12 protein-coding genes are annotated in these 13,004 nt (G+C 33.5%); 5 read left to right on the forward strand and 7 right to left on the reverse strand.

All coding sequences use genetic code 11. The features are described 5' to 3' along the window. The first annotated feature begins 2 nt into the window (after positions 1–2). Genes I5677_RS16360 through I5677_RS16375 form a run of 4 tightly spaced genes read left to right on the forward strand, consistent with a single transcriptional unit; the run spans position 3 to position 4,425 of the window. Positions 3–980 carry a Gfo/Idh/MocA family protein gene (locus tag I5677_RS16360; protein ID WP_197662733.1) on the forward strand — a complete coding sequence of 326 codons (978 nt, stop codon included), beginning with the start codon at positions 3–5 and terminating at the stop codon, positions 978–980. 4 nt (positions 981–984) lie between these two features. Beyond that, a complete protein-coding gene (locus I5677_RS16365; RefSeq protein WP_197662734.1) occupies positions 985–1,935 on the forward strand; it encodes a Gfo/Idh/MocA family protein in 951 nt (316 codons plus the stop codon). Then, the gene (locus I5677_RS16370) at positions 1,932–2,690 is read left to right on the forward strand and encodes an acylneuraminate cytidylyltransferase family protein (protein ID WP_197662735.1); all 759 of its coding nucleotides are present in this window, start codon (positions 1,932–1,934) and stop codon (positions 2,688–2,690) included. The genes I5677_RS16365 and I5677_RS16370 overlap by 4 nt, the downstream gene beginning before the upstream one ends. A 25-nt stretch (positions 2,691–2,715) precedes the next feature. Next, complete coding sequence (locus I5677_RS16375) at positions 2,716–4,425, forward strand: motility associated factor glycosyltransferase family protein (RefSeq protein WP_197662736.1); 1,710 nt, start codon at positions 2,716–2,718, stop codon at positions 4,423–4,425. 204 nt (positions 4,426–4,629) lie between these two features. Here the strand turns inward: I5677_RS16375 and aroF are convergent, their stop codons facing one another. The 7 genes from aroF to I5677_RS16410 all read right to left on the reverse strand — a co-directional run bounded on the left by aroF (position 4,630) and on the right by I5677_RS16410 (position 11,873). Further along, positions 4,630–5,466, reverse strand: coding sequence for a 3-deoxy-7-phosphoheptulonate synthase (gene aroF / locus I5677_RS16380; RefSeq protein WP_197662737.1), 837 nt, complete (start codon positions 5,464–5,466; stop codon positions 4,630–4,632). Beyond that, positions 5,453–5,707: an acyl carrier protein gene (locus I5677_RS16385; RefSeq protein WP_197662738.1), complete on the reverse strand. Its 255-nt coding sequence runs from the start codon at positions 5,705–5,707 to the stop codon at positions 5,453–5,455. Before I5677_RS16385 ends, aroF begins: the two co-directional genes overlap by 14 nt. Positions 5,708–5,745: 38 nt before the next feature. Continuing rightward, entirely contained in the window at positions 5,746–7,272 is a 1,527-nt protein-coding gene (locus I5677_RS16390; protein ID WP_197662739.1) for a class I adenylate-forming enzyme family protein, read from the reverse strand. Positions 7,273–7,366: 94 nt separating this feature from the next. Next, positions 7,367–8,539 (reverse strand): Gfo/Idh/MocA family protein, encoded by a 1,173-nt coding sequence (locus I5677_RS16395; RefSeq protein WP_197662740.1) that lies wholly within the window; start codon positions 8,537–8,539, stop codon positions 7,367–7,369. Next, the gene (locus I5677_RS16400) at positions 8,536–9,693 is read right to left on the reverse strand and encodes an FkbM family methyltransferase (protein ID WP_197662741.1); all 1,158 of its coding nucleotides are present in this window, start codon (positions 9,691–9,693) and stop codon (positions 8,536–8,538) included. Before I5677_RS16400 ends, I5677_RS16395 begins: the two co-directional genes overlap by 4 nt. Before the next feature lie 14 nt (positions 9,694–9,707). Continuing rightward, a complete protein-coding gene (locus tag I5677_RS16405; RefSeq protein WP_197662742.1) occupies positions 9,708–10,769 on the reverse strand; it encodes a hypothetical protein in 1,062 nt (353 codons plus the stop codon). Positions 10,770–10,913: 144 nt separating this feature from the next. After that, positions 10,914–11,873 carry a polysaccharide deacetylase family protein gene (locus I5677_RS16410; RefSeq protein WP_197662743.1) on the reverse strand — a complete coding sequence of 320 codons (960 nt, stop codon included), beginning with the start codon at positions 11,871–11,873 and terminating at the stop codon, positions 10,914–10,916. Positions 11,874–12,361: 488 nt separating this feature from the next. Between I5677_RS16410 and I5677_RS16415 the strand changes: the two genes are divergently transcribed. Beyond that, positions 12,362–13,004: IS256 family transposase (locus tag I5677_RS16415; protein WP_197662744.1), on the forward strand; the 643-nt coding region annotated here is incomplete at its 3' end.

Below are 13,004 nucleotides of genomic sequence, written 5' to 3' on the forward strand. Positions count from 1 at the left end.
ACTTGAAAGTAATTGTGATCGGTCTGGGTTCTATGGGAAAAAGAAGAATAAGATTACTTCGTAAATATGATCCTTCTATTCGTATATTCGGTATTGATACGAATGAGGAACGTAGAAGGCTATGCGAGAAGGAATATGGGATAGAAACAGGAGCTTCTTTAGAGGAAATTTTTAGTTCTCACGAACCGGCCTGTGCTTTTATCTGTACTTCACCCTTATCTCATCATAAAATCATTACAGAGTGTCTTGAGAAACGTATGCATGTATTTGCGGAGCTTAATTTGGTTTCGGATGATTATGATAAGAATATTTTGTTGGCAAAAGATAAAAATTTAGTCTTATTTTTATCCTCGACATTTCTATATCGTGAGGAAATAAAAAAGATGAAAGAGATATTGCAAGAAAGTAACGGTTGTGTTAATTATACCTATCATGTTGGACAATATCTCCCGGATTGGCATCCTTGGGAAAGTTATAAAGATTTTTTTGTCGGAGATAAAAGGTCCAATGGATGCAGGGAAATATTTGCGATTGAATTACCATGGATTATCGACACCTTTGGTGATATAACCAAAGTGGATGTGATGAAGAATAAGATCAGTAGTTTAGAGATAGGTTATAACGATAACTATTTCGTCATGATTCAGCATAATACAGGCCATAAAGGACTGATGGCTGTCGATGTGGTGTCTAGAAAAGCCGTAAGAAATATGGAGGTTTTTGGAGAGAATTTATATATGAGTTGGGATGGATCTCCAACCGGGTTAAAAGTATATGATTATAACGAAAAGAAAGAAACCTATGTTAATTTATATCATGAGATAGATCAGTTAGATGGATATAGCAGCTTTATTGTAGAGAATGCGTACTACAATGAAATTGTTTCCTTTTTCAATGCCATAAGAGATAACCATACTCCAATCTATAGCTTTGAAAAAGATAAAGAGGTATTAAAGATCATTGATGGAATAGAGGCTTAAGACAATGAGAGAATATAAAATCGCAATGATTGGATTGGGATCAATTGGCACGAGGCATTTGCTTAATATTGATCAGGTTTTATCGGAAAGAAATTTTAACTTTACGATTGATTTAATCAGAAGCTCAGTAGGAAAACCGGTAAATGAGGATATCATTAAGAAAATTAATGAGATTTATTACTCTTATGAAGAGGTTCCTGATGACTATGATGTGATTTTTATAACGAATCCAACCCATATGCATTATGATACGATAAAAAAATACAGTTCAAAAACTAAGCATATGTTTATCGAAAAACCGGTTTTTGATGATAACAAAGTATCAATCCAGGATCTTAAGCTAAAGGATGGTAATGTTTATTATGTTGCTTGTCCACTGCGTTATACCGATGTAATACAATATACAAAAAAAGAGATTGATTTAAGCAAAGTATACTGTGCTAGAGTGATATGCTCCAGTTATTTACCGGATTGGAGGCCCCATATGGACTATAGAAACACTTATAGTGCCCATGCAGAGCAAGGGGGAGGCGTATCCATCGATCTTATACATGAGTGGGATTATCTAAAATATTTATTTGGACAACCCAATAAAGTACATAATCTCAGAGGTAAAATCTCAGATTTGGAAATCAATAGCGATGATTTATCCCTTTATATTGCCGGATATGAAGATAAGATGGTAGAACTACATTTGGATTACTTTGGACGAAAGACAATGCGAGTTATTGAGTTATTTACGGATAATGATACGATAAAAATCGATCTTGTAAACAGTGAGATACAGTATTTATGCAGTGGCAGGACCATATCCTTTTATGAATCCAGGAATAACTATCAATTAAAGGAAATAGCCTATTTCTTTGACATCATTGAAGGAAAGGAAGCTAATCATAATGATATAGCATATGCTCTTGAAACCTTAAAATTAGCAAAGGAAGGAAGAATATCATGAATATTTTATTCACAATCTGTGGCCGGGCAGGATCCAAAGGAATAAAAAACAAGAATTTAAAAGAGTTTCTTGGATACCACTTACCGTTTTATACAGTATCTGCGATTGATTTATATATCAAACAAAATCCAAGTGTATCTTGTGATATCGCATTAAATACAGATAGCCAGGATTTGATCGACCTGTTCAACAATAAGTTAAGAATAAAGGTAGATGTAATAGAAAGAGAGTCTTCTCTTGGACTTGATAATACTCCGAAAGTATCTGTAATTTTAAACAGCTATAACATCATGGAAGAAAGAAAAGGAACCCATTATGATATGATTGTGGATTTAGACATTACGTCTCCTTTAAGGACCAAAATGGATCTGCAAAATCTGATAGATAAGAAAATACAATCTGATTCAGATATTGTCTTTTCTGTTACAGATGCCAGAAGAAATCCCTATTTTAACATGGTAAAAAAGACCCCAGACGGATATGTGAGAGTAATCGAATCCTCTTTTAATTCAAGGCAGGAAACGCCTGAGGTATATGATATGAATGCTTCTTTATATGCCTATTCACCTAGCTTTTTAGTCAGTGGAAGGATGCTTTATGAAGCAAAATGCGATGTGATTAAAATGATGGACACAGCAGTACTTGACTTAGACCATGAAAATGACTTTGAATTAATGCAGGTAATTGCTGATTACTTATATAGAACGAAACCTGAATTTAGAGAAATTCAAGATAATATTAATAACATTATATAGTTTCAATCAAATAGAGGAAATCTTAATGAATAATGATATCAACAAAATATTTTCACTAAATAAAGAGATCTTACAATTATCAGATAAGACAATCACTCATTTACGGTTGCAAAATTTTAGAGAAGCGTTCAAATTTTGTAATAAAACGATAGATACACTTTCAGCTGTTATGGAAAGCATCTTTGTTAATGCGGCATACTTTAACGATGAGGTAGTTATAGTTGATGAAAGCTGGATAGAGTCTATGCTATGCAACCTATTGAATGCACAGGAAATGAAGGATTATGTTTTATTGGCTGACTTATTGGAGCAACAATTAAATCCCTTTCTTTTTTCTTTACAGGAAAAGATTATTACGAAAGAAGAATTGCTTTTTGATTCCAAACAATATGAGAATAATATAAAGCTAATATCAAAGAAGAACTTCTTGCTGGGGAAATTATTAAAGCAGATAAATCCAGTTCAGATTCTAGAGACGGATTATGCAATAGAGTACACATCATGCGGTAATATGACTTTGGCTCTATATGAGCATGGAAATAAGTATTATCTGCATAGTAACGGACATGTTTACCATGAAGCCGGTTTACTTGCTAAAGAGTGGTTTTCGCCTGATATCTTTGAATATAATGTTTATGGCTTAGGGCTTGGATACCACATAATGGAGCTTATGGAGATAAATGAAAGTCTTATTATTAATGTTTATGAAAGCGACTTAAATGTTATTAGTTTGGCATGTGCATTCTCTGATATAGAAAAACTTTTAACAGCAGATAGAATCCACATTATCTATGACCCGGATTTTAAAGAGATGATATCTTCCATTAATTCTCAAAATAAAGAGATGAAGCTGATTTTTCATTACCCTTCCTTGAGAAACATAAAAAATAGTAAGATAAGAGATGAAATGGAAGATTACTTTATTTCTTATAGCTCAATAAAAAATCAGCTACATAAATTAAACAGTAATTTTAATATAAATTGGAAGCATCAACATGAATATGTTGATAACCTGCGTGACCAATTTAAAGGTAAGGATTTGTATATTATAGCTGCAGGTCCATCTCTAGATAAAAATTACTTAGAATTAAAAAAGATCAAAGAGAATTCTGTGATTTTAGCTACCGGGACAGTATTTAAAATGCTCTTAAAAGCAGGAATAAAACCCGATTATATAATAATGATTGATGCAAATCATACGGTATATCCTCAAATTCAAGGAATAGAGGATAGTGAGATACCTTTACTTTATCTTTCAACCGTGTATTATAAAGTTCCAGAATGTTATAAGGGTAAGAAGTATTTCATATGCCAGGAAGGATTTCATAAAGCCGAAGAATATGCTAAAAACAGAGGATATACGCTATTTCAAACCGGAGGTTCCGTCAGTACAACAGCACTTGATTTAGGAATCAGCTTTGGTTGTAAAAGAATAATTTGTGTAGGACTTGATCTGGCATTTACGAACAACTTTGGTCATGCAGCAGGAGCGTCAATTGTTCAAGAGACGGCCTCCAATGAATACTTAAGAATGGTAGAAGATATTAATGGTAATATGGTGGGAACCATCAAAAATCTAGATATCTATAGAAAATGGATTGAAAAGCGTATAGAAGGAATTCATGACATTGAGTTTATTGATGCAACCGAAGGAGGAGCCAAAATAAAAGGTATGAAGATTATGAAATTGGTAGATTGCATCGGATATGCTTCTAAAGAAAAAATTATCGGATAACATTTTTGATAAAAAAATTACATAATAATAAAAAATGGGATATCCGGTATTTGGATATCCCGTTTTGCGAATGTATATTTAGTAAGTTATTTATCAGTGTATATTCTAGAAAACTATTTAGAATGCATTTCTAGTAATTTATTAATGAATTAATGTGTGATTGTAGGTTTATAGTTTTAGTCCAAAATAGTGATAATTCAGAGCTTATTTATCTATTCCAATAATATTTTCTCGAAAAGCCAGAGTTTCTTTAATGTCCTTCATTAAAGAATTGAATTGGCTGGGGGTTAGCTGTTGATCATTGTCACTGAGTGCATCATTCGGTGAAGAATGAACTTCAATTTCTAATCCGTCACAGCCGGCCATAATGGAACTTAGAGTCATAGGATGTATTAAATCAATACGACCTGTAGCATGGGAGGGATCAACAACTACCGGTAAATGTGTTAATCCTTTTGCAGCGGCAACAGCACTTAAATCTAAGGTGTTTCTTGTATAAGTTTCATGGGTTCTTATACCGCGCTCGCATAAAATTACATTTGGATTTCCCGCGTTTAAGATATATTCCGCGCAATTTAGCCATTCTTCAATGGTGGCGTTCATACCTCTTTTTAGTAGGACCGGTTTTCTAACTTTACCGACTTCAACAAGCAGTGAAAAATTCTGCATATTACGGGCACCAATCTGAAGTACATCGGTATACTCACTGATTAAATACACATCTCTTGTATCAACTACCTCAGTAATAATCGGTAATCCGGTTTCCAAACCTGCCTTGCTCAGGTACTGTAGTCCAACTCTACCTAAACCTTGAAAGGAATAGGGAGAGGTTCTGGGCTTATAGGCGCCTCCACGAAGCATATTGGCACCGGAGGATTTAACTGCCTTAGCTATTGTCATAATCTGTTCCTCAGATTCAACACTGCATGGCCCTGCGATAACAAGAAAATCCTTACCTACGGTAATATTGCCAATTTTAATTTCTGTTTTTCGTTTGGCGCCATTATCGTCTATTCTATTAACTAATTTAAGATTTTTCATGATTCATCACTTTACTTTCTATGAGTTTAACAAGCTTACCGACTATCTTAAAATCCGGATCTGATAGTTCTTTATCCGTAAATTCGATTCCAAATTCTTCTTCTAGTTCTACAACAAATTGTATGATTCCAAGGGAATCTACATATCCGTTTTCTACATAATTAAGACTTTCAATATCAATGTTTTGGTCAATGGTATATTTTTTTTGTAAAAGCTTTAATATAACATCCTGTACGTTCATCAGTTACACTCCTTTCGTATTATAAGCCTTTTATAACATTAATCATTAGGACAGTGAAGTCTTACATATTCCATTAGTTTAAATTTCTCTAATTTACCCATAGCATTTTTTGGAAGTTCGTCCACAAAGAATATCTTATGAGGTTGTTGGAAATCTGCCAGATTACGTGCACATTGTATTTGAATAGATCGTTTACCCAAATTACAATTCGGCTTAACAACAACAGCTAAAGCCACAACTTCACCTAATCTTTCATCAGGATATGCAAAGGCAGCGCATTCGCTGACTTCACTTAATTGAGATACACATTTTTCAACATCGGAAGGATAAACATTAATACCTCCGGTAATGATCAATTCTTTTTTTCGACCTGAAAAATATAAGAAACCTTTGTCATCCAGATATCCCAAGTCACCTGTCATAAAATAATCACCCTGAAGCGATGCCTTAAAAACTTCAGGCATACCATAATAACCATTACACATCAGCTTTGTTTTACAAGCTATTTCACCAATTTCATTAGCTTTTGCTAATTCACCATTATCTTTTAATATTCTTATATCAGCCTCCGGAAGAGGTTTTCCTACGGATTGCTTGTGATTTATAGCTTCCTTAAAATAGATACTAGTAGCAGTAGAAATTTCAGATGTTCCGTACATTTCATGAAATTCACAATTTAACTTTTTAATTAATTCATTTTTCACATGTGGTTCTAATAAGGCTGAAGAAGATACAACACATCTTAAACTATCTATTTCCGGTATGAAAGGACTTGACAGCAATTCTGCTATCTGACTAAGCTGGGCTGATACTGCTATTGTAAAGGTGACCTTCAAATCCTTCACACAATTTAGCCAGATATTAGGAGTAAATCGTGGAAGTAAAATACTTGTTCCACCAATGATAAGTGGTATTATTACGAGTCTTTCAGCTAAAGAATGATATAGTGGAGTTGCAGCGAGAATAACATCTTCCTTGGTAATATGATATAAGCTAATATGAGCAATAGCACGCTGATACTTATTATTCTGAGTTAGATCTATCGGTTTTGGAGAGCCGGTTGAACCGGAGGTCATGGTAATGATAAGGGTTTCATCACCACTAACTTCTTTTATGATGGGTCTTACGCATGACATATTCAATGCATCAGAGAATGGAATTGTATTATCATATTCACCATCGATACAGAATTTCTCACCCTCTACATTAAGTCCCCCTGATTTATCGACCTGCTCATAAAAAGCTTGCCGTGCAATCAGGTGCTTCACGTTACCAAAGGAAAAGGCTGTTTTTATAGCGTCTAATGGTAAAGTTGGATTAATCGGTACAAGTCCAACACCCAAATTAGCAGCGGATAATATTAACGCTACAGATTCGATACTGTTATTCATTGGGATACCAATATGATCGCCATAAGCAACCTTATTTTTTAAAAGAAAATTTGAATATTTACTAACTAAATCAGCAAGTTCATTATATGCAACGGATTTATTGTCACACCATATTGCTGTCTTTTGAGGATTTAATTTAACCGCATCATAGAAAAGGTTTGCTAATTTTTTCATACACACTTCTCCTAATATTATTCTGGATACTATTGAGTAAAACCAAAATTTGATTAATTCGATTTAACCCAACTTGGATTTATGCTTAATATAATTATAAATATATCTTTTTTCCTAACTCAGCAGACATATATGCTGCATAAGTTGTTTTGATTGTGTCATAGGCTAGCTTAAATCCTGATTTTGGTTCTCTGTTGTAAAAGATTGCTTCCATAAAATCTTGCATTTCATCTGTATATCCTCGTATAATTTCATCGGCTATAAAAGGTTTATTCCATCCTGTTTTTGAAGGAAGCATCTCTGAGAGATATACATTATCCAAACCATGTTCGTCTAAGAAATAGGTAGACATCAAATCGTTCATAGTTAAATTACAGCTTATGGCGGCATCATTGCAGTACAACTCAATATAGTTTTTACTGCCCCCGAGTAAAGTGTCGGTAGCAATTACTAAAGCTTTAGATTTATCTGAAAAGGTTAGTATTACTGTACCATTGTCTTCTACATCATGTGGCCGGGCCATTATATGTCTATGGTCATAATCAGAAAGAGAAGGGGTGATTCTTCCCATATCTGCTAGAACACTTTCAATTGTTATTTCTATATGATGTGCTTTGGCTTCTTGTTGTTTTAACCATAGGATGGCTGACAGTGGGTGTGTGCCCGTCCGAATAAAAGTTCCCCCACCGGTTTTACTCCACTCGCCGGCTACAGGAGAGCTGGAGCCCTTTAAGCTTTCTTCACCTTTCATATATAAAATACGGCTTTTTTTTGCTGTAATGATTTCAGCTGCTTTTACAACTGCCGGTGCGTATACGAAATTCTCTGCATACATAAACTTTTTATCTGACGAATCTATAGCACTCTTTAGTTTATCAAGAGACTTAAGAAGTTTCTCATACATAACAGTTTTAGGAACGGTCAGACCAATTGGAGATATATCTTGTTCATCACCAAAATAGCCTGCAAGAGGTTTTTCACAAATAACATGCTTACCGGCTTGCAACGCTTTGATTATCATATCTTCATGAACATAAGGAGGAGTACAGATATCAACCACATCTATTTCGGGATCCGTTAACAGGTCGTTAAAATCATAGGATGCAATTTCAAATCCATACAGCTCCTTTGCAGGAAGAAGTTGTTCGCTGCGGCGGGCAACGATTGTTTTAAACCGTAAGGGTATATCGCTTACACGATGAAGTGCGTTCATATGCAGTTCTGTAGCCCTGCCTGCTCCAACCATACCAATTACTATTCTTTTCATTTGTTATCACCGGCACATCTTTCTTTTGGAATTGCGTAACATACAGTTTCATGATCAAACATTTCTGTATAATGACGTATAAACAATTTATATTCGGGATTTAAATCTTTCATTAACAAAGGAAGTTTATATAAATCTTTTAAGTTATGATATATACTAATGGCTAAAATAGGTTTATGGCTTTGAATAGTTTTACATGCTCCCATAAGTGCATTTTCCTCAGCGCCTTCAATATCCATTTTAATAAATGTTACTTCCTCATTTTTTAATATATTGTCCAAGCAATCTGCCTGAACAGATACCTCTCCATTCTCTGTAACATGTCCTGCCGACTGAGCGGATTGGAAATGTAAGATTGTTTTTTCGTTCCAACAAGCAACATTAATAGGTAGAATGTTTTGATAATTATTCTGACGAATTTTTATTTCTAATTCAGTAAAGGTATTCTTATCAGCTTCAATTGCAATATATTTTTTATATTTACCTTGTGATAATGAAATGTATTTGTCCAATGTGTCTCCATTATAACTACCGCAGTCACAAAACACTTCATCCTTACTTAAGTAAATAATACCTTGGTCAAAATATTGATCTTCCTCCGGGTCGGATATTCCTTCCAAGTATTTGTTATCCAATGAAATTTTACAATTTAATAAACCTAAATAAACTTCCTTAGAACGGTCGTCAGATAAGTAATTAAATACTTTTTCGTATTTTTCTAGAGATGAATAAATCATCATGTAGGGGGTCTCATTTTTAAAGGCCAGATAGTCTTTTGCAATCTGAAGTCCTTTCGTATCAATAGCTTTGTTATTAAATCCAAGCGTAAGCAACTGCTTTTTGATCGGTGATAAATACATGCTGGCAATGATAATATTTATTTGTTTATCTTTCATTGATATTAACTCATCAGGGGATATGACTAATATATCATTCTTCTTTGTACCCCATTTTTCTTTAGAGTTATCAACATAATAAACAATTTTATGATGAAGCTGAAACTCTTCTAAAAAATCATATATTACTTGACCGGCATTGCTACTTCCCCATATCACAATGTTGTCCTTATCTTTCAGTTGTTCTATGTAGTTCTTTGAGGTAATATGATAATAGTCTTGGTCGAGTATATTAGTTCTAAATTCGTTATTTTTCATTACTATGCCCTCTCTTATTTTATCTTTTTGTCGATAAATATGTTTGGTCTGTCTTGATCTCCATCCGCTTTGAAAAATAAAGTACCATCATATTTATAATGTGCCCATATATCTACATTTTCTCGAAGAAACGGTTCAAAATAATTGGGAATAACGTTTGGATCTTGATCGGTTCTTAGAGTAAAGCCTGCCTTTATGATAGCTTCTTCATCAAAACCGTAAGTAAAGAAATCAATATATTCTAAGTTATAATTAGACATTAGCAATTCAAATTGATTATATAAACCAGAGAATAAGGTCTGGTCACCTATATAATCGACAATTCTAAGTAGATTATTGCCGTTACACTCCAGTAATCGAGCCATCATTAAAGCTCCGGTTTGGCCCTTAGAATTAACGATTCCGTATACCAGATATTTATAATACGGATGGGAAAAGTAACGCTTATTAACATACCAATTATCCTTATAAGGAATAGCATTGATGCTTTCTATATCAAAGTATTGCTTAACCTCATCAATCGATTTGAATTCTCTTAAAGTTACTTCATTTTGTATCGTAGTATTAGGTTTGTTGTCATGTTTTTGCTTAACGATGGCAACTCTATAGTCTTCAAAGGATTTGTTTAGAAGATAATATTGTTTCATTTTCACAACTTTATCACCAAAAAACAATCTTCTTAAAGGCACCGTAGTGTTTTGATTTGCGCCATTTCCGATTTGTGTTCTGCATCCGGTAAAAGAGAAAACTCTTTTAGCCAATTCAATTCCTAAAAACGGCATGTTATCATGAGTATCGACTACTTTCCATATGCTACCCCAAATGTCTTTTTTTAAAGGGTCTTTTGTATCTGAACATCTTAAAAAACCAAATATTCCTTCAATAGAATGGGTGTTTTTATCGATTGCCAATACAAAGTTGATATTGTCACCATCAGCATATTCATACATGAACAATTCTTTATCAAGAGACATGATATGCCCTTTTTTCCAGTACTCATCAATAAATCGCATTATTTGATCAACATCAGAAATTTTAGCTAATCGAATATCATATCTTTCGTCAAATTTATTCATCTAGAATTTCCTTTCTCATGCTTATTTAAGATCAATCTAAATAATTTATCGGTATAAAAGCGGTAAAATATTATAATAACTAAAATTATTTATTATTTATGTTAATGTATCAAGCAGTAAAATGAAGGGAAATTTAAACCTTCGTTACATGAATTTAAAATAATTGTTACTTATAGGTGGAAAGTCATTTGTATCAAAACGAGGTAATTTGTATGGGTTGTCTGTTTTTATATCAGCCACATTTACATCTGTTGATAATCCCAGTACGCATTTAGTTGTTTTAATATAAGAAATAACATCATCACTATAGGAGCCATAAGGATAATTTATAACCCAGCAATTAGGATCAATTAAATCATTCATACAATTCAATGCTTGTGTAATATCATGCTCTAACTCACTTGGACTTAACTGGTTCATCCAGTAATGGTCATAACCGTGAATTCCAAAAAACATACCGCTTTTTCTCATGAATTTCATCTGGTCATAATTTAGATACAATTCTCTTGCAAATATCTCTTCTTTAATTCCAACATGCATTTCAAATAACTCACTTGAGATTAGCGTGCGAAGTTTTTCCGGTAATGCCACCTGAAGCATTCTTTTTAAGAAAATTGTTTCCTTGTTATCAAAACGATTCGCTACTGCATATTGTGCAAAAAGCTCTTTATTTGAAGGGAAATCAAACTCCTTTCCCCTATAATGATCCATTCGATCATATAAATCGTTGATTAGAATGTTAAGATCGGAGCTTGCTAAAATGTAATGTATTTTATTTACATCCAATAAAGTGTGTTCCATAAACGGCTTTCCCGATACAAAAAAAGAGCCCTGTATGCCATATTCCTTTAATAATGGCAATACATTCATATAATGGTCCATATAGCCATCATCAAAGGTTAAAAGCAAGGCATTTTTAGGAAGACTATAGCTTTCCTTATAAGAGGCTATTACTTCTTCCATTGATACGATATTATAATTTGCTTTAAAGAACTCTAACTGTTGCCGAAATAAATGATAATCTAAACCCTTAATCTTCGGATAACGGCTTCTTTTAATATGACGTACATAATGGTACATTGAAATATATAATTTTGATGACATCGGATCTCCTTACAACATTTAAAATAAATGTATTTATCTAGATTATATCTATTTCTCTGTATTCTTGATGAGGAATAGATCTATCAATATTATAACAATATCAAGCGTTTTAATCAATTGTAAGAAGTGTGAAAGGAATTTGCTGGTTTGAATATGAGTAAGATGTCCATATATGAATCTTTATTGTAGAAATTAAGCACCTTTTTGTGGTAATATAGATATATACATTGGACGTATATCTGACAGGTGTTAATAGTGAAAGCGTTGTAGTATAGATAAGATTTAGAATCATGATAAGATTTAGTAAACTATACCTATATAAGTGCCGATAATATTATTATGCATTTAATTTATATACAACTTATTTTATTTTGGGTTAAGGTGATAGTGTAAAATATCTTGTGTAAATAAAATAGAGAAACTCCAAGGCTTATGGTAAAATAATTAACGACCAAGCCAATCAATCACCAATACAAAGGAGTTTCTCTATGACGAATAATAACACAAACGACACAAAGATTCTAGACCTTAATCAAACAATGAATGATTTTATTGTTGGTCTTATGAAGCAGACAATGGAACGTCTCATGCAAGAAGAACTTTCAAACGTTCTTCAGTATGAAAAATACAGCTATGATGGCCATGGAACCGGTAATTCTAGAAACGGATCTTATGCCAGGGACTATGAAACCAGATATGGAACAATCCATGATTTAAAAATCCCACGTGACCGTAATAACGAGTTTAATCAGCAGCTTATTCCTCCCTATGCCAGACGTGATGACTGGCTGGAAAACCTCATTATCCGCATGTATGCCAGTGGTGTTTCCACCCGAGAAATTGCCTGTATCATAGAAAAACTATACGGTAATTCCTATAGTGCAGCAACTATAAGTAATATCACTGATGTTGCGATCGATGAAGTGGATAAATGGCATAAGCGTGATTTAAAGAAGCGATATAGCATCATTTACATAGATGCTCTGCATGTAAAACTGCGACGCACTACAGTTGATTCTGATGCAGTTTACTTCATTCTAGGTATTGATGAAGACGGCTATCGTGAAGTAATTGATTTCTTCATAGGCACAAATGAAAGTTCCTATGTTTGGGAGGAAAATCTCCATACAA

This window comes from Mobilitalea sibirica (genome assembly GCF_015999265.1).
GTDB classification, from domain to species: Bacteria; Bacillota; Clostridia; order Lachnospirales; family Lachnospiraceae; genus Mobilitalea; species Mobilitalea sibirica.